We start from the raw sequence: 18073 nt of genomic DNA on the forward strand, positions 1-18073 counted from the left end.
AAAAGCTTTTACTAATTATTCAACTCAATTCTTGGGTGGGGTTTTGGGGGGGGGCGGCCGGTGGCCTCCGCCCGAGGGGTCACTTGCCCGTCCAGATCTTGGCATAGGCGTCGCGATAGCCGTTATCCGGATCGTAGACATTCTTGGGACCGCCGTCCGAGCCGATGTTCGCTGCGGCGACCAGATGGACGGGGGCGGAAAAGCCCGATGCCGGCTGTCCGGCGAAGGCGCGGTTCAGTTCGTCCACCGCCTGCCAGCCCTGCAGGTGAAGCGGTTCGGCCACCGTGCCGGACTGGTAGAAATTCGTGCGGATGCGCTGGAAGGCCGCCTCGCTTCCGTCACCGGCGGAAATGTTGCGGGGATGACCGTCCTGGGCGATGCCGGCGGAGGCGAGCGAGGCCGACATGAAGTCGAAGGTCAGGTCGTTGATGCTCAGCGTGTAGGTCCACTGATCGCCGAAGCGCTGCAGCAACGAGGTCGTCAGCTGTGGAATACGGGTGCTCGCCTCTGCAAGCGGTGTATCCTCCACGTCGAGAACCTTGCAGCCGCCGCACGCCTTGATGACATTGGCCATGGCGTCCGATTTCGCGACGGCGATCGCATAGGTCGAGTCGGTGAAGATCACCACGCCGGCCTTGCCGCCGGAATCGGCGACCGCGAACGAGGCTGCCGCCTTGGCGACGTCGAGCGGATCGGTTGCGATGTTGGTGAAGAGCTTGAACTCTTCGGAAGGCCCCGGATTGGTGACGGAATGCCAACCCACTACCTTGATGCCGGCACCCGCCGCTTGTGCGATAAGTTCGGCCTGTTCCTTGGCATCCACCGTGCCGAGCACGATGCCGTCAGGCTTGAGCGCAATGGCCTGCTGCAGGGCGGAGGAGCGTCCGGAGACGGTTCCCTGGCCGTCCAGCACGCGCACCGTCCAACCGATCGCCTTTCCGGCTTCCTCCACGCCGTCGCCGACACCGAGCGCGCCGCCGTTGCGCTGGTCCGCCGAGACGTAGACGATCGTCTTGCCCTTCTGGGCGGCGGGGCCCGAGGTCGGGCCGGTCCATGGCGGGTTCGGCTTGGTGACAGCGGCGATGTAGTTCTGCGCGGCCTGCGCGCCATCGTCCTGGGCATAAGCGGAGATGGCCGTCATCGTGGTTCCGAGCAGCCCGAGGGCAAAAAGGCCGATGCTTTTCCGGTAGTTCAATGTCATTTGATATCCTCCCTTGCATGACATGTTGCGAATCTTGGCTGACGCCGGCGTCAGGCCCCGCTTTTCTGGGGCGGCTTGGCTCGGCCGATGGCGCGGCGGCGCTGCGAATACCCGGCGATGCCGATGGCGACGAGCAACGTCATGCCGTTGAAGAGCGGCTCGACGTAGAAAGCGCCGCCGAACTGTTGAATGCCTGAAATGCCGACCGCGAGGATGCTGACGCCGATGACCGTGCCCCAAACGTTGACGCGGCCGGGCTTGATCGTCGTGGACCCCAGGAAGGCGCCGACCAATGCCGGCAACAGGAATTCGAGACCGACGCTTGCCTGGCCGATGCGCAGCTTGGCGGCAAGGACGATGCCGGCAAAGGCGCCGAGCACGCCCGAGGTGACAAATGCGCCGATGACGAAGCGGCGGGTGCGAATGCCGTTCAGCGACGCGGCGCGCTGATTGGCACCGATTGCATAGAGCATGCGGCCGATCGGCAGGTAGTCGGCGACGACCCAGAGCACGATGCTGATTGCCAGCACATAGAAGGCGGCGACAGGCAGGCCGAAGATATTGGTGGCGTAGATATTGGTGAATTCAGGCGGCAACGCACCGATGACCTGACGACCGCCGGTATGCCAGAGCGCCAGCGCATAAAGCACCGTACCCGTGCCGAGCGTGGCAATGAAGGAATCGATCTGGGCGATCTCGACGAGAAGGCCGTTGATAAGCCCGAGAAGCGCTCCAAGAGCCAGAACCACGAGCACGGCCGCGATCCAGTTGAAGCCGTATTGGGTCTGCAGGCTGATGGCCAGCACATGCCACATGACGATGCCGTAGCCGACCGTCAGGTCCATGCGGCCCGCCATCATCGGCACCATGGCGGCGAGCGCGAGGACGCAGATGATAGACTTGTCGCCGAGCACCGAACGCAGGTTGAGCATTGTCGGAAAGGTCGTCGGCAGCAGGATGCTGAACAGGATGATCAGCGCGACGGTCAGGATCGGCAATCCGTAGACCGGCAAGAGCCGCATCATGCGCTGCAGGAGCGACAGATGCGCGAGCTCCCTCGGCGTGGGTTCCAACGCCGTCGATTTGATAGATTCCATGATATCCTCCCTTCCGGCCCGCAGAGCTTGGCCGGCGTCTTTGTGTGCAGGTTGCTGTCAGGCTACGGGCGAAAGCGATGCGGCGCCGAGAAGCTTGGTGACCGACAGATCGGCCGCCGGAATCTCCGCCACCACCTTGCCGGAATGGAACACGTAGGCGCGGTGGCAAATGGCCGTCACCTCCTCGAAATCGGTCGAGATCAGCAGCACGCTCAGGCCGTTCGACAGTGCGTCGGCCAACAATCGGTAGATCTCCGCCTTGGCGCCGATATCGACACCCGCGGTCGGATCCTCGAGAACGAGGACTTTCCCGCCGATGCGCATCCAGCGCGCCATCACCACCTTCTGCTGGTTGCCGCCGGACAGCGTTTCGATCGGCGCGGAGGGCAGGTTCGGCCGCAGCCGGACCCGGGCCCCCATGGTCTCCGCTTCCCGGTCCTCGGAGGCCGAAGAGCGCAGGCCGAAGAGGCTGCGGCCGGAGGCCACCGGGTTCAGGAACATGTTCTCGCGCACGCTCATGCCCTGGGCGACGGATTCGGCATTCCGGTCTCCCGCAACCATCAGCACACCCTGGGAGATGGCATCGAGCGGATCGTGCGGGAGATAGGCGGCGCCCGAAAGGCGGATGGTGCCGGAGGTGACCTTTTCGGTGCCGAACAGCGCCTTGCCGATCGCGTCCTGCCCGGCGCCGCGCAAGCCAACGAGACCCACGACCTCACCGGCCTTCAGCGAAAGATCGACGGGCCCAACGGTCCCGATCGCGACGGCTTCGAGACTGAGGACGGTCCCGGCCCCGTCCGGCGCCGATGGGCGCACGAAGACCTGCTCGTGCGGCCGGCCTATGATCGACTGGATCAGGGAGCCGGCGTCTATCTCCGAGGTTTCGGCAGTCGTCGCGACAACGCCGTCACGCAGGACCACCACGCGGTCGCAGAGCGCATAGACTTCATCGAGGCGATGGGAGACATAGATCATTCCGACGCCGCGCGAACGCAGCCGCCGCAGCACGTCATGCAGCCTCTCGACCTCGGACTGCGGCAGGCTGGCCGTGGGTTCATCGAGAACGATCAGCTCGGCATTGCTGGCTAGAGCCCTGGCGATGGCGACGAGCGACTTGTCGGTGCGGCTCAGGCTTTCGATGCGGTCACCGGGATCGATCTCGCCGCCGATCTCGGCCAGCGCCCGGCTTGCGCGCTCGCGGCTGGCACGCCAGTCGATCAAGCCGAGGCGGCGCGGGTAGCGGGTGGCGAGCATCATGTTCTCGGCCACGGTCATCCAGGGGATCAGGCCGAGGTCCTGGTGGATGAACGCAACGGATCCGGCTTTGGTCGCGGCCTGGACGCTGTCGCCCTTGAAGCTCAGGGTGCCGGTGTCGGCCTGATACACGCCGGCCATGATCTTGATGAGGGTGGATTTGCCTGCACCGTTCTCGCCCAGCAGCGCAACGATCTCGCCTCGGGACACCGCGAACGAAACATCGCGCAGCGCTATCGTGCCGCCGAACCTTTTGCCGACGCCCGAGACGTCCAGAAGCGTCTCCGAAGGGCGGCCTGAATGAGCCCCCGGCGGTGCGTAACCAAGACTGGACATGTTCGTTCCTCCCCGGAGCGGTTTTAAATTTTCTGCTCCTCACCACTTGCGACGCTGATCTTGTCACGTTAAACCAAGGCCGTCATTCGGAAATAGGCCAGCAATTTACTAATATCGGACAATCTCGCGGAGGACGAAATGAAAGCAATGGAGCCTGAGGAAAGCTGTCCGCTAAGCGGTTCGGTAAAAGTGATGCAGCGCTTCGTTCTCGGGAGGCGGGACGAGCGCTTCGCGATTTCGCGCGCCCAGCCGTCCCATGCCGTGGAACTGAAGCTCTCCTCCTTCGATGCGAGTTCCGAGCGCGAATCCGGCGGCATGCTCGTTTGCGTTCACGATGGAGAGGCGAAGCTGTTTGGCGCCGCCGGCTGCTGGACCCTGCCGTCCGGCCACATGGTCTTCATACCCGCGGATCGCTCTTATCGTCTGGCGGCGACCGGCCCTGTGGAGCTGACACTGGTAAAATTCACCGGCGCCGAAGCGGTTTGGCATCATCCGGGCTGCTGGGCCGTCGCGATGCCGGCACTTGCCGTCGAGATGGCCTCCTTTGCGCGTCGCTGGGGCGTGGATCGCGATCCGGCCGACCAGGTCGCCAATGACTTCTTCCGTACGATGGGCCATCTCTTCGCCATCTGGTTCGATACCAGGCGCAAGATGTGGACCCCCTTCGGCAACGGACCCGACATGGAGCGGGTCATCGAATTTGCGCGCGATCATCTCGAAACCGCGTCGCTGACAGATGCCGCCGCCGCGGTTGCGATGTCCGAGCGTACCCTGCGCCGCCGCTTCAAGGACGAACTTGGCATCAGCTGGCGGGAATTTATCAACGAACTTCGCATGAGCGAGGCGATGCGCCTGCTGCGCCAAGGCAATATCAGCGTGACGGAGACGGCCTACGCCGTGGGCTTTAACAGCATCGGCGCCTTCACCGTCGCCTTTACAAGCTATACCGGATCGACGCCGGGTAGTTTCGTACGGCGGCACACGAAGGCCGGCCGGATCTCCGGCCGGGATGTGCATGACGGACAAGGCACCGCACCCCTATCGCTTCATGGAGAAGAACGCCGGCGACAGCACGCCTAGGTTCACTGCTGAGGCTGGTCGCGGAAAACGAGTTCGAGCAGGATGTCGGTCGGCGTCTGGACGAAGATGCGGCGCTCGCCGAGTTCCGGCAGATTCATGAGCGAATGAGGAATGCGCAGCGCCTCCACCTTGCCGAGCATTCCTTCGTAGTCGTCGAGGCGGAAGGCGACGTGGTCGATCGCCTCTCCATCCCGTTTGACCGGCCCGCCACGGGCGGGAATAAGATGGACGATCGGCTCGCTGCCGGCATAAAGCCAATAGCCGGGGAAGGAAAAGGCCGGGCGATAACCGACCTTCAGGTCGAGAAGCGTCTCGAAGAAGGTGCGCGTCGCCTCAAGGTCGCGGGTCCGCAAGGTAACGTGGTCGAGCAGATATACCGTCATGCCGCAGCTCCCGTTTGTGCAAACACCTTGAACCAGTCGGGCAGCGATGGCCCCTTCGGCTGCCATCCCAGACGACGGGCGTTGAGCGCATTGACGTAGCTGTTGGACGCGACGCCGAGCCTGGCGCTTTCACCGAATTGGCGGATGATGTCTGCCACCGGAACGCTCACCGTCCGGCCTTCGAGTTCAGGCAGGGCGCCGATCATCTCCGCGATCTCCCTAAAGGAGTTGTATCCGTTCTCGGCAAAGAAAAACGAGCCGCCGGGCGCCTTCTCGAGCACCAGCAGGTAGAGGCTCGTGAGATCGTCGATGTGCACGTTCGAATAGATGTTCAGGCCGTTGCCGAAATAGACGCCGGCGCCGTTCTGGCGCGAGAGGCCGATGAGCTTGGGAATCTGATCGCTTTGGGGTTGTATGCCGCGGCCCGCGCCGTAGATCATCCCGGGGCAGATGACGATCGTGCGAACGCCCTTTTCGATCGCTGCCTGCCGCACATAACGGTTCAAGTCGACGCGGGAGCGCCGGTAGGGAACAGGTTCGAAATAGTCGTCCTCGGCGAGCGGCACTTCGGCGGCATATTCGCTATCGGCATGGTCGGTAACGATCGAGGATCCGGAGGTGTGGATCAAAGGCTTGCCGCTGCGATCGAGCGCGGTGACGAGCGTGATCACCGAGCCCGCGTGATCGGCGTTGGCGGAGTGGATGACCGCGTCGGCCGCTTGCGCAAGTGCCGTCAGCTTCTCGGCGTCGTCGAGTTCGCCGACGACGGCATCGATCCCGCGCGCCTTCAGCAAAGGGACGTCCTTCTCCGATCGCACCAAACCGACAATGGTGTGGCCGGCGGTTTTGAGGCCCTCGGCGACCGAGCCGCCGATGTAGCCGGCCGCTCCCGTGACAAAGATCTTCATGATGTTCCTTTCGCGCGCCGTTCCTGTCTTGTCTCGGCGGCGGCTTGATTATAGTGTCGATTAAATGACAGCGATCGCTGTCGTTTGTGCGACAGTGATTACTGTCGAATTGAATGTCAAGAGGGTCATGTGTCCTATGGTCAAGACTTGGTCGGCCGATAATCCCAAGGCTGCATTGATGGAACGCAAGCGCGCGCTCATCGTCGACGCCGCGTTGAAGGCGTTTCTGGATTCCGGCTACGCCGAAGCCTCGGTCAATCATATCGCGGCGGAGGCGGGGGTCTCGATCAAGACTCTCTATCGGCATTTTGACAGCAAAGACGACCTCTTCAGCGCGGTCATGCAGGCGGCCTGCGACCAGCCGCTCGGTCCGCATGCACCGATTCCGGACGGGACGCCAGCCTGGTATGATCTTCCTCCCGTCGAGGCATTGCCGATCGCCGGTGAAGAGTACCTTCGGCACGTCCTGTCTCGCACTCAGCTGGCGCTCTATCGCGTGGTTGCGCGCGAGGCCGATCGCTTCCCCGATCTGGGCCGCAGATACCAGGAGCAGACGAGTGGCAGCATATATGCGCAGTTTGTCCGCTATATCGAGCTTTGGGCCGAGCGCGAGGACTGGCGCCTCGTCGATAAGCGCCGCACCGCCCAAACATTCGCCGCTCTTCTCAAGGCCGAGATCTTCGACGAGGCTCTTCTAGGCCTGGGCGTGGCGTCGCCGCAGGAGATTGCAGAGCAGGCGGAGAGGGCTTCCCGCGAGATACTGCTACTCCTAAAGGCCCGGTGAAATCATACCTGCGCGGCGGCCGCCAGATCGGCGATCTCGCGTCGGGCAGTCATCCGCGCTATGTCGCTTTGCCGCGGAGGACGGGGTGCTGATTTGAAGAGTGCTTCTATGCACGCACCGCATCGAGAACGGCCTGGACAAGGCGGCTCGATCGAACATTCCGCGGCCGCAGCAACCCGATTTCGCGATGCGGGGCATTTCTCAGCGGCAGCCGCGCAACCCGAAGGTTGTCGAAAAGCGAGGAGCGCCAGTCGGGCATCAGCGATACGCCCAATCCCGCTTCCACCATGACCGCGATCGCCTCCAAGGAGTCCAGCTCAAGCCATTCACGCGGCAGGATGCGAAGCGACTGGAGATAGGTATCCGCCAGGCGCCCGCCCCAATTGCTTCTGTCGTAGCGGATGAACGGCTGCTCGCGCAGCAATTGATCGGCGGGTGCGTCGGCGAGTTCCGGCGGCGCCAGCAGAACAAACGGCTCCGAGCGGATCAGATCCCACTGCAATGTCTTCGGTATGGGGAAGGGCGGCTTGACGAGGATTGCAGCATCGATCTTCTCTTCCAGAAGCCCGTTGTAAAGCTCTGCGGACGTGCCGGGCAACAGGAAGATGTCTACGCCGGGGATGGTGTCGAAAACCCGCCGCAGCCCACCGGGAAGCAGCCCTGTCAACGCCGTCGAGATTGCCCCGAGGCGCAGCTCGCCGAATGCCTGGTCGTCGTGCGCCAGACTTTTCAGCTCTCTGACCTCCGACAGGACCCGCCTGCTCTTTTCCAGGATGGCGAGGCCAGCCTCCGTGGGTTTCACCCGCCTTCCGGAGCGGGCGAGAAGCGGCAGGCCGATTTCATCTTCCAAGGCTTGAATGCGCTGCGCGATGCCGGCCGGCGTCACGCCAAGCCGTCGCGACGCTTCCGCCAGCGAGCCATGCTGGACGACCATCAGGAAGGTTTCGAGGAAGCGCGTTTCCATAATCATATTTTCTATCGTCTGAAAGAACAAAAAGGAAGGTTTTCTTTTGTTTTCGAGCGGTCATAGTAGCCCCGAACCATTGGAGGAAGAGTTGGATCTTCAGTTGAACAACAAGACGGCACTTGTCTTCGGCGCCGGCGGCGGCCTTGGCGGGGCAATTGCAAAATCGCTGGCGGCCGAGGGTGCTTCCGTCGTCGTCGCGGACATAAACGAAGAGAGCGCGAAGGTGACCGCGGATGCCATCGCGGCCGAAGGCGGCAAGGCGATTGCGCTCTCATGGGATATCGCCGACCTGTCGTTGATCGGCGGGAAGCTCGATGAAATCGGCAAGGCGTTCGGCCCAGTCGACATTCTGGTCAACAATACCGGCGGACCGCCGCCGACGACGGCTGCGGGACAATCGCCGGCAGACTGGTCGAAATATTTCGACATGATGGTCAGGTCCGTCATCGCCGTCACGGATGCCGTTCTTCCGTCCATGCGCGAGCGCAAGTGGGGCCGTATCATCACGTCGACGTCGTCGGGCGTCGTCGCACCGATCGCCAATCTCGGAATATCAAACAGCCTGCGCCTTGCGCTGGTGGGCTGGTCGAAGACGCTGGCGCGCGAAATCGGCCGCGACGGCATCACGGCAAACGTCGTCTTGCCGGGCCGCATTGCGACCCAGCGCATCGTTTTTCTAGACGAGCAGAAGGCGAAGCGCGAGAACAGGCCGGTGGCGGATGTCACCGCCGAGAGCACCGGCTCCATTCCGGTCGGGCGCTATGGCGATCCGAAGGAATATGGCGACACGGTCGCTTTTCTCGCCAGCCCGCGCGCATCCTATATCACCGGTTCCATCATCCGCATCGATGGCGGCCTGATCGGCAGCATCTGAAAGAAAGCGAGGTCTTCATGTCACTCGATCCCCGCACGGTTGAGCTACTGCAGGGCATTTCAACGGCGACGCTGACGACGGTTCTGTTGAAAAAAGGGCTGCGCAATGTCTGGATGCGCGGCACAAAGCCGTTGAAGCCAGGGCAGGGGCGTGTCGTCGGCAAGGCCTTCACGCTGCGGTTCATTCCTGCCCGCGAAGACCTTGCCACGCCCGCCAGCTGGGCTTCGCCGATCTCGACCCGCGCCGCCATCGAAGCAATGCCCGAGGGCTGCATCGCGGTGGCGGATGCGATGGGGACAGTCGACGCCGGTATCTTCGGCGATATCCTCTGCGCCAGAATGGCCAAGCGCAATGTCGCCGGTCTGGTGACCGACGGTGTGATGCGCGATGCCGAGGGCGTTCTCGCAAGCGGCATGAAGGTGTGGTGCAACGGCGTGGCGGCGCCGCCTTCGGTCGCCGGCCTGACGTTTGTCGGCTGGCAGGAACCGATCAACTGCGGTGGTGTCGCCGTCTTCCCGGATGATATCGTCGTGGTCGACGAAGACGGGGCGGTCCTCATTCCGGCAGCATTTCTGGAACACGTCGTCGCCGAGGCTCCCGAGCAGGAGCGCATGGAAGCGTGGATCATGCGTGAGGTCGATCGAGGTGTACCGCTCCCGGGTCTCTATCCGATGAATGCAGAAACGAAGGCCAGATATCAGGCCTGGAAGGACAGCCAGCAATGACGTTCAGCACCGAATCCAAAGGCGTCTACGCAATCGCAACAACGCCGTTCTTCGAGGACGGCTCGATCGACTTCAACTCGATCGACAGGCTGACGGACTTTTACGAGGAAAGCGGCTGCACCGGCGTTACGATCCTGGGCATCATGGGGGAAGCCCCGAAGATGGAACCGGAAGAGAGTAGGGCCATCGTCAAGCGGGTCGTGGCTCGCTCCAGGATTCCCGTCATCGTTGGCGTCTCGGCGCCGGGTTTCGCGGGGATGCGCTCCCTGGCGCGGGACTCGATGGACATGGGTGCGGCAGGCGTTATGATCGCGCCGCCGCCCGCGCTGCGGACGGACGACCAGATCGTCAATTATTTCGCCGGCGCCGTCGAAGCCGTCGGCGAAGACGTGCCGTGGGTCCTTCAGGACTATCCGCTCACCTTGACCGTCGTCATGGCGCCCGGTGTGATCGCGAAAATCATGACCAACCATAAATCATGCCTGATGCTGAAGCACGAAGACTGGCCGGGTCTGGAGAAGATTTCGACGCTGCGCGCAATGCAGAAGGCCGGCACGTTGCGCGACTTCTCGATCCTGTGCGGCAATGGCGGTCTCTTTCTCGATTTCGAGCCGGAGCGCGGCGCCGATGGAGCCATGACCGGCTATGGCTTCCCGGACATGCTCACCGAACTGATGGCATTGTCCGCCGCCGGCAAAAGGGACGAGGCGCACGACCTGTTCGACGCCCATCTGCCGCTGATCCGCTACGAGCAGCAGCTCGGTATCGGCCTTGCCGTCCGCAAGCATGTGCTCAAGCGGCGCGGCGTGATTGCCACCGACGCGCAACGCAAACCGGCGCAGATGCTGACGCCGGCCGCGAGAGCCGAAGTCGACTATCTCCTTGCCCGCGTCGGCAGGCGCGACGAACGGGCAGCGCTTTAACCGAAGCCGCCGCCGAGCAGGAAAGCCGTTCTCCGATCTCTAGGTTCGCGCGTTTCCAGGCAGCGGCGCGGGCGTTTCGCCTCGGCTGCGTGCCAGCGCGACAAAGGAATCGGGCAGCCGGTCCGGCGGCAGACGCTAGAAACGTCCTGCCGTCAAACGGTTGCCGTCCTTCAGCAGCGTTGCCGGAGCAGCCTCCAACGCCGATCGGGAAGACGGTGCGATGCGGAAGCCATTCCTTCCCGCCGATTTCACCTCGTAGAGGACATGATCGGCCTTTGCGAATATATCCTTTGGCGATTGCCCAGGCACGATGATGGCCGCCCCGACCGACGTCGCGATCCGAATGTTCCTCGCCGGCGTCGAAATCGTCCAATGCATGCCTTTTACGACGCGGGCGGCGATCTTTGCGAGATCTTCGGGCGATGAACATGGATGGATGACGGCAAATTCGTCGCCGCCGATGCGGGCAACCATATGCGCATCGGGGACAGCCCGCGATAGCCTGCGGCCGGCAACCTTCAGGCAATCGTCACCGGCCTGATGCCCGAGAGTGTCGTTTACGGACTTGAAGCCGTCGAGGTCCGCCAGGAGCAGGGCCTTGGCCCCATGGCCGTCGGCTCCGCATATCTCGCTCAGGAAAGTTTCAAACCTCGTCCGCGAAGTCAGCCCCGTGAGGATATCGCGCTCCGCCAGATGGCGGAGCTGCTCCATCATCGTCTTCTCGGCGGTGATATCCTGCTTGACCCCGAAGATCCTTGTGGCCGTCCCGCCCGCAAACTCCACGCAGGCGGTTATTCTTATCCAGCGATTGTTTCCTTTTGCCGTAACTATCTGGGCGTCGAGGGTGAAGCCTTCACCTGTGCGAATTGCCCTGTCGCGAAGCTCGTTGAGCTGCCTGCGGGTCCCCGGGGTGTAGAGCCTGACGATTTCATCGCGCGCCAGTGCTGTCTGCGGGGCGAGATCGAAGAATTCATAGACCGTATCCGTCCATTTCAGCGTCTGGTCCGGCAGGCTGCATTCCCATACTCCGATCCGGGCTGCCTTGAACGAACGGTCAAACAGTTCCCGCAAATGCATGAACTCCTGGGAGCCGACTGCATGAGGCTGCGGTATTTCATTTTCATTGCAAGGCATGCGACGCCCTCGCCAGCTGAACGAAGATGGTTTCCCGATCCCGTCGTCATGTCCGGGATTACCATCGGGAACAGAGGCTGGCACATATTGCTTGCGTTCGGGTTTCTAAAAAATATCGAAAGGCTAAATTTTTTCCAACTTAGGTTCGTGCTCGAGGCACCGGCTTCATGCCCGGGGCGCCAAAATGAGGCATTGCGTTTGCAAACGGGGCAATCTCAGGCCGCAGGTGCTGCGAAACCAGGTTGCATCCCGCTGAAACGGCGGCATCTCGGGCATGGCCATAGGCTGGCATTCGTGTCGCCACACTCCCGATTAGCGGGTCAAATTCCCGTTTTGCAGAAATCCCGCAGCCTGTGGGCGGCGGCCAGCATATCGGCCGTGCGATCATCGTTCACAGGATCGACATCGGTCGACAGCTTGATCATCGCAAAGTCCGACTCCGGGTCCATGTAGATATATTGGCCGAAGATGCCGAAGCACATGAAGACGCGGCTGTCGGGGTCCTCGATCCAGAACTGGTTGCGATAGGCTCCCCGCGGCAGCGCGCCCTGGCGCTTGTTGCCGAAAATCTCGTGATCGGCATTGCGGATCGCCTCGATCCACGCGACCGGCACGATCTGGCGCCCATGCGCCTTGCCGCCGCGCAGCAGGAGCAAGGCGAAGCGGGCAAAATCGCGCAGCGTCGCATTGAAACCACCGTCCGCAAGGCCGAAGCCGCCACGGTCGAGCGTGATGTAGGCGTCGTCCTCTGCGCCCATTGGCGCCCAGAGTTCCTCGCTGATCAAGTCCGCAAGATGCTTGCCGGTCGCACGTTGCATGATGAAGGCCAGCACATCCGTTTCGATCGACCGGTACTGGAAGGCCTTTCCATGCGGGCGCTCCTGCTCGGTAAGCTGGAGGACGAGCTGCCATACGGTCATCGGCCATGCGGGATCAATGACGTCGAACCAGCCGCTTGCCTGCCCAAGCTTCTGCATGTGGGAACCAGGCGTCGTGTAGGTCTCGTCGAAATAGACACCGCTCGTCATGTCGAGCACATGCTGGACCGTCGCGCCGCGATAGCCGGTCCCTTCCAGCTCCGGCAGATATTTCGTCACCAGCGCCTGCGGATCGATAAGCCCGCGATGGGCGAGAATGCCGAAGACCGCCGAGGTGACGGACTTGGAGACCGACATGGCGAGATGCTGCCGGTAGGGTTTAAGCCCGTTCATGTAGCGTTCCGCGACGACTTCGCCGCGTGAGAGCACCATGAAGCCGTCCGTTGCGCTTTCCTCCAGATATTGTGCCATCGTGCGGCGTCCGGCGCGCGTCTCGAAGACGATACCGTCGATATCGCGCTTGCGTTCCGGGAGCGGCAGGACCGGGCCGGGACCGCGCCAGACCTGTGCGGTGGGCGCCATCTCGCGCACATGCTGGAAGGTCCAGCGATGATAGGGTGGAAAATCCCATTCCCCGCGCGGGATGATGGGAGCGCCGGGGTTCTCCGGGTCGCGCTGCCACGGTTGCCTGCTGGAATTCATGAGTTCCTCCCTTTTTGCTGACGTGGCGATATCAAGCGATCGCTTCTTCCTAAATTTGTGATCTCAGATCACGTATAAAGTCAACATATTTTCTGCGTTACCGCTTGCGATACGAAATTGATACGATATGGATTATCAGATCTGAGATCACAGTGCGCGGTCTTTGACATCGTCAAGAATTCGAAATAATATTGATTTTTTGATAGATATTCAGCCATTGTGGAAGGTAATCTCGATATTAATGATCGAGAAATGAAAGCTGGATTGGGAGATTATCGAGAATTGCAGGACGTCTTGCCTCGAGGGGGGCCGTCAAAAACTAGATCGAATTTTGTTCAGTTTTCGGTGAGTTTTATTCGGTGGGAAATTGGTGAATTTCTGAGCTAACCGCCGGAATTCAACTGCCGCAACAAGGCTACGGAGAGGATATTTCATGGTCGATATGGCCACATTCGAAGAGAGGTACGGCTTTCGCCGTGACGAGGTGACGGTCGCGAACTGGCGTCTCGATCCCTACGGCCGATGGTCGTTCCAGAATGTCGGCGAACTGGTGCCGAGCGCGCATGTCTGGCGCGGGACGGGAGCCGAGGACACGCCTGCAGCGGAAACGTCCGCTCTCGTCGCCGAGCGAGTACGGCTGGCGAACGGTGAGGAGCGGATCGCGGATTTCCTCGCGCGCTCCTATGCCGACGCGCTCGTCGTCATGAAGGGCGGACATTTCGTTGCGGACTGGTTTGCACCGAGCATGGATTTCGGCAACCGCCATATCGCTTTCTCGATCAGCAAGTCGATCACGGCCGTTGTCGCCGGCGCCCTGCAGGAACGCGGGCTGCTGGATCCCGGCGCGCCGGTCGTTCAATACGTGCCTGAGGCCGAGAGTTCCGCTTACGGCGATGCTACCGTGCAGCATGTGCTGGACATGACGGTGGCTATCGACATCGACGAAGCCTATCTGGATCCGCAAAGCCCGTTCGGCCGCTATCGTCGCGCCATGCTCTGGAATCCGGGCGGCGGAGAGGAGGGGCTTCGGGAATTCCTGTGCAGTCTCAGGCGCCTGCCGGGCGACCATGGGGAAATCTTCCGCTATCGCTCGCCGAACACCGATATGCTCGGTATCATCCTGGAGCGCGCCTCCGGCCGCCGCATGGCGGATCTGTTGCGCGAGATAATCTGGGCTCCGCTCGGGGCACGGGGCGAGGTGACGATGACCGTCGACCGCGAAGGTACAAGCCGTGCCTCCGCCGGCATTTCGCTCACCCCGCGCGACCTGGCGCGTTTCGGCGAGATGATGCGGCAAAGCGGCACGGCGAACGGAACGCGCATCGTGTCCGAAGCCTGGGTAAGCGGTACGCTCAGCGGCGGCAGCAAGGCTGCGTGGGACCGCAGCGATTTCGCTCCTCTGTTTCCGAAGGGGCGCTATCACAACAAATGGTATCAGACAGGCGAGGGGAGCTTCTGCGGCATCGGCATCCACGGTCAATGGCTTTACATCGATCCCGCAGCGGACGTGGTCATCGTGCGCATGAGCTCGCAGCCGGATCCTATCATGGAAGGCTTCGATCGCGATAACCTGGCGCTGCTCGGGCAATTGGCGCGCATGGTCTGACGGACTAAGGCCGTTGCTCGCGATGGTGCTTGCGCGAGCAACGGCAAATCTTCTACCAAAGGCATCTTTGGAGCAGCATTGTTTTTCGAGTGGTGGATATGACGGCGAAGAAAGCGGCAAACATCACGGCGATCGAAGCCCCGGTGCCGATGCACGAGCAAGTGTATCATCAGATCGTGCAAGCCCTCATGGCCGGGCACTTTGAACCGGGACAGAAGCTGACCTATCGCAAGGTCGCCGAGCAGTTCGGGACAAGCCCGATGCCTGTTCGCACGGCATTCCAGCGCCTTCAGGCGGTGCGCGCGCTGAACCTGCTTCCAAACGGCAGCGTCGAGGTTCCGCTTCTCAGCGTGGCCTCGTTCAACAATCTGACGCAGGCGCGAATCTCCATCGAGGGCACGGCAACGGAGCTTGCGACCACCAGGCTCAACGGCAACAGCCTGCGCACCGTGCGCCATCACTGCAAGGAGCGCACCGAAGCCGCCAGGGCCGGCGATATCGACCGCTATCTTCAGGCAAATTTCGATTTCAAATTCTCGATCTACCGGCATTGCGGTAACGAGTATCTCCTGTACCTGATCGAGATCCTCTGGCTCCAGGCGGGTCCGTTCCTGCGCAAGCTGGTGGAAGGCGCGCCCTTCACTCCGACCGAGGTGCTGGACGTCGATTTTCATGAAAGAATTCTCGAAGCCCTGGAGGCGAAGGATCCGCGCGGCGCGCGTGACGCGGTGGTTCACGATATTCGCGAGGCGGCGGACTATATGGTCAAATATGCAAAGTTCTCCGCGGCCGATGCGGACGGCCCAGCCGATAGCGACCTTGCCTAGCGACGCTTCAATCGGGTGAGGCGGAAATGCTGGAGACACTCGCGGAATTGGCCGGCGCGACTGGGCTCGGGTTTGCATGTGCCGCCGCGAATGGCTTCTCTTTGCATGTGAGATCCGGACTAAGCCTGCCCATCCGGGCAGCTTCGCTAAACTTAAGGTAGATGTTATTATCCAGGACACCGGCCCGGATGCCACCCGCGAGCCGGATAGAGTGCAGCGTCCGACGACAATAACATGCCCCACCATTGTCGTCGGATGCACGCGCTCGTTCGGTGCTCACAAAGCCCGCTTGCTTCCGCCATCGAAACGCTCAGACCCCGTCTACAGATTCCGGCAATGCGACGCGCGTGGCATCGGAAATGGCGACAGCTGAACCACTTTGTACAAAGTGGTTCTTGCCGATCTTGCTATGGACCGTTCAGCTCGCACAACGAACCGGGTGGAGGGGACCAATGACCGAAGACAGGCAAGCGATCGTGTTCGCGAATGGCAGCGGTGAGTTCTGGACCGAGGAACGATGCCATATCACGGAGCTGCATAACTGCGATGCCTCGCCGGAGGCGTCGCTGGCATTGGCTCGGGTCGAGGTCGGTATAACCACTCAGCTGCACAGCCTCACCGGCGTGATAGAACGCTACATCGTTCGTCAAGGGGAGGGGATACTGGAGATCGACGGCGTGAAACAGAAGCTTCGGGTTGGCGATCAGGCCGTGATACCGGCCGATGCGGCGCAGCGTATCGAGAATACCGGCCTGGTGGATCTGGAATTCTACTGCCTGTGCACGCCCCGCTTTTTCCCGGAGGCATATGTCAATCGGGAGCAATAGATGACTTTTGCTTCCGTCTAGGCGGCGCGTGCCGTGCGGGTCAGATCGCAGATCGTTTCGATCGCGAACCGCATGATTTCAGGCGGGCGAACGAATGGCAGGCGAATGACGTCGCCGAAATTCTCGTGGGCGGAATAGCCGGGGCCGGCTGATAGGAACAGGCGATGACGCTGGGCTTCCTGGCATAGTGCGACCGCATCGATGCCGGGCATGCGGATCCACATTGCGGTGCCCGCTGAAGGGCGCGAGCAGCGCCATCGGCCTGCGGCTCTCTCGGCAATGAGATCCTCGGCGATTTTCAGGTGGCTCGCGATTTCCTGGTGACGATAAGCCCGCGCCTCCGGGATATTTTCAAGCAGGCCGATGGCGAGATGCTGGTCGAACATGGAGCAGCCCAGGTCGTTGACGGCCTTGAAGCTTGCCAGCCGCTTCACCACCGGAGGCGCCGCGCGGATCCAGCCGATGCGGATGCCGCCCCAGAACAGCTTGGAAAGCGTGCCGATCGTGGCGACATGGTTCGGATCGACCTCGCTCGCAAACAGGCGGGGCGTCGCTCCGGCAAGGGTCGAAAGCTCGTTCTGCGCTCCATCCTCCACAAGGAAAGTCGGATGACGTTCGAGCAAGGCCGCGAGGTCGCGGCGGCTTTCGTCGTCCAGCGACCTGCCTGTCGGATTGTGGGCTTCCGGAAAAAGATAGAGAAGTTTCGGTCGGTTCTTCAGCGCCTTTTCGAGCTGCGGCATGTCGAGCCCGCGTTCCGTGACCGCGACGGGAATGATCCTCGCATTGCGTCGGCGGAAGGCTTCGAGCGAGCCGCGATAGACGGGGTCTTCGACGATGACGGCATCCGATGCGTCGACCATGGCGTTGGCGAGCAGCCATACCGCCTGCTGCGCGCCGCTGGTGATGAGGATGTTGTCCGGGTGGGTCGCCAGCCCCAGATCGGTATAGTAGCGGGCGACCGCCCAGCGGAGGGCGGGCAGGCCGGACGCGTCATAGCCGAGGCCCGCGGCCACGCTTGCAAGCTCCGTACCGCGCAATGAAGCAAGCATCCGGGTGAGGATCGGTGACGGCGGCAAGGCGCCGCTGGTCATGTCTATATCCTGCGGGTGGGCGGGAATCTCGCCGGCAAGGCGGGTATGCGCGGAGCCGGGGGCCGTTGCGGACGCGATGATGCGGTGGCCGCTGCCATGGCGGCTGTCGAGCACGCCTGCATCCCGCAACGAGGCATAGGCCGCGACGATAGTTCCCCGGCTGACCGCAAGCGCTGCCGCCAGCGCGCGTTCGGAAGGCAGCAAGCCACCGACGGGCAGCTCCCTTGCCGTGATCAACCGGGCGATGGCCGCACTCAGCTGTTGGCTGATTTTACCCTCCGGCACCCGCCAGTTTCCGATGAGCCGGCTGATTCTCGCCGGTGAAATCCTGTTCATGCCTGATCCACTTCTCGACAAGTGGACTTTGTCAGATCCGGCGGGGTGGAGCAACTTGGTTTGCGGAGAACCAAGGGAGGAATCTCCGCTGAAAAGGCCAGGAGGAGGCTCGTGCTTGCCGTCGATATCTCCCGTTCCCATGCGGGTGCGGTTGGCTCCGGCTCCCGGGTCAAGGCAGAGACCAGGGCTTGCCCAAGCAA

The 18073-nt window shown here is 62.1% G+C and carries 17 protein-coding genes; 8 read left to right on the forward strand and 9 right to left on the reverse strand.

Translation table 11 applies throughout. The annotated features are described in order from the left end of the window. Positions 1–79: 79 nt before the first annotated feature. Genes ACQZ6J_RS26465 through ACQZ6J_RS26475 form a run of 3 tightly spaced genes read right to left on the reverse strand, consistent with a single transcriptional unit; the run spans position 80 to position 3888 of the window. Positions 80–1201: a substrate-binding domain-containing protein gene (locus ACQZ6J_RS26465; RefSeq protein ID WP_449086302.1), complete on the reverse strand. Its 1122-nt coding sequence runs from the start codon at positions 1199–1201 to the stop codon at positions 80–82. Positions 1202–1251: 50 nt separating this feature from the next. Further along, positions 1252–2298 (reverse strand): ABC transporter permease, encoded by a 1047-nt coding sequence (locus tag ACQZ6J_RS26470; protein WP_449086303.1) that lies wholly within the window; start codon positions 2296–2298, stop codon positions 1252–1254. Positions 2299–2355: 57 nt separating this feature from the next. Continuing rightward, the gene (locus tag ACQZ6J_RS26475) at positions 2356–3888 is read right to left on the reverse strand and encodes a sugar ABC transporter ATP-binding protein (RefSeq protein WP_449086304.1); all 1533 of its coding nucleotides are present in this window, start codon (positions 3886–3888) and stop codon (positions 2356–2358) included. Positions 3889–4026: 138 nt separating this feature from the next. Between ACQZ6J_RS26475 and ACQZ6J_RS26480 the strand changes: the two genes are divergently transcribed. Continuing rightward, on the forward strand, positions 4027–4968 hold the full coding sequence (locus ACQZ6J_RS26480) for a helix-turn-helix transcriptional regulator (RefSeq protein ID WP_449086305.1): 942 nt from the start codon (positions 4027–4029) through the stop codon (positions 4966–4968). 2 nt (positions 4969–4970) lie between these two features. Here the strand turns inward: ACQZ6J_RS26480 and ACQZ6J_RS26485 are convergent, their stop codons facing one another. Then, positions 4971–5351, reverse strand: a complete 381-nt coding sequence (locus ACQZ6J_RS26485; protein WP_163988165.1) for a VOC family protein — start codon at positions 5349–5351, stop codon at positions 4971–4973. Continuing rightward, on the reverse strand, positions 5348–6259 hold the full coding sequence (locus ACQZ6J_RS26490; protein ID WP_449086306.1) for an NAD-dependent epimerase/dehydratase family protein: 912 nt from the start codon (positions 6257–6259) through the stop codon (positions 5348–5350). Before ACQZ6J_RS26490 ends, ACQZ6J_RS26485 begins: the two co-directional genes overlap by 4 nt. 178 nt (positions 6260–6437) lie before the next feature. Between ACQZ6J_RS26490 and ACQZ6J_RS26495 the strand changes: the two genes are divergently transcribed. After that, positions 6438–7043: a TetR/AcrR family transcriptional regulator gene (locus tag ACQZ6J_RS26495; RefSeq protein WP_449086307.1), complete on the forward strand. Its 606-nt coding sequence runs from the start codon at positions 6438–6440 to the stop codon at positions 7041–7043. Between the two features lie 106 nt (positions 7044–7149). Here the strand turns inward: ACQZ6J_RS26495 and ACQZ6J_RS26500 are convergent, their stop codons facing one another. Further along, positions 7150–8013, reverse strand: coding sequence for a LysR family transcriptional regulator (locus ACQZ6J_RS26500; protein ID WP_449086308.1), 864 nt, complete (start codon positions 8011–8013; stop codon positions 7150–7152). Between the two features lie 85 nt (positions 8014–8098). Here ACQZ6J_RS26500 and ACQZ6J_RS26505 point away from each other — a divergent pair, with 85 nt between their 5' ends. The 3 genes from ACQZ6J_RS26505 to ACQZ6J_RS26515 are packed head-to-tail and all read left to right on the forward strand — an operon-like array spanning position 8099 to position 10532. Then, a complete protein-coding gene (locus tag ACQZ6J_RS26505; RefSeq protein ID WP_449086309.1) occupies positions 8099–8884 on the forward strand; it encodes an SDR family oxidoreductase in 786 nt (261 codons plus the stop codon). Positions 8885–8901: 17 nt separating this feature from the next. Continuing rightward, complete coding sequence (locus tag ACQZ6J_RS26510; RefSeq protein WP_449086310.1) at positions 8902–9609, forward strand: ribonuclease activity regulator RraA; 708 nt, start codon at positions 8902–8904, stop codon at positions 9607–9609. Continuing rightward, entirely contained in the window at positions 9606–10532 is a 927-nt protein-coding gene (locus tag ACQZ6J_RS26515) for a dihydrodipicolinate synthase family protein (protein WP_449086311.1), read from the forward strand. Before ACQZ6J_RS26510 ends, ACQZ6J_RS26515 begins: the two co-directional genes overlap by 4 nt. A gap of 135 nt (positions 10533–10667) precedes the next feature. Here ACQZ6J_RS26515 and ACQZ6J_RS26520 read toward each other — a convergent pair whose 3' ends face one another. Further along, the gene (locus ACQZ6J_RS26520) at positions 10668–11609 is read right to left on the reverse strand and encodes a sensor domain-containing diguanylate cyclase (protein WP_163988176.1); all 942 of its coding nucleotides are present in this window, start codon (positions 11607–11609) and stop codon (positions 10668–10670) included. A 377-nt stretch (positions 11610–11986) separates the two neighbouring features. Then, positions 11987–13186 carry a serine hydrolase domain-containing protein gene (locus ACQZ6J_RS26525; RefSeq protein WP_449086312.1) on the reverse strand — a complete coding sequence of 400 codons (1200 nt, stop codon included), beginning with the start codon at positions 13184–13186 and terminating at the stop codon, positions 11987–11989. A 433-nt stretch (positions 13187–13619) separates the two neighbouring features. Between ACQZ6J_RS26525 and ACQZ6J_RS26530 the strand changes: the two genes are divergently transcribed. From ACQZ6J_RS26530 to ACQZ6J_RS26540, 3 genes are all read left to right on the forward strand, one after another. Continuing rightward, positions 13620–14792, forward strand: a complete 1173-nt coding sequence (locus ACQZ6J_RS26530; protein ID WP_449086313.1) for a serine hydrolase domain-containing protein — start codon at positions 13620–13622, stop codon at positions 14790–14792. A gap of 98 nt (positions 14793–14890) precedes the next feature. After that, positions 14891–15619 (forward strand): GntR family transcriptional regulator, encoded by a 729-nt coding sequence (locus ACQZ6J_RS26535; RefSeq protein WP_163988181.1) that lies wholly within the window; start codon positions 14891–14893, stop codon positions 15617–15619. A 452-nt stretch (positions 15620–16071) separates the two neighbouring features. Next, on the forward strand, positions 16072–16446 hold the full coding sequence (locus ACQZ6J_RS26540) for a cupin domain-containing protein (protein WP_449086314.1): 375 nt from the start codon (positions 16072–16074) through the stop codon (positions 16444–16446). A gap of 17 nt (positions 16447–16463) precedes the next feature. Here the strand turns inward: ACQZ6J_RS26540 and ACQZ6J_RS26545 are convergent, their stop codons facing one another. Beyond that, complete coding sequence (locus ACQZ6J_RS26545; protein ID WP_449086315.1) at positions 16464–17873, reverse strand: aminotransferase-like domain-containing protein; 1410 nt, start codon at positions 17871–17873, stop codon at positions 16464–16466. Positions 17874–18073: the final 200 nt, after the last annotated feature.

The organism is Rhizobium sp. A37_96 (assembly GCF_053521765.1).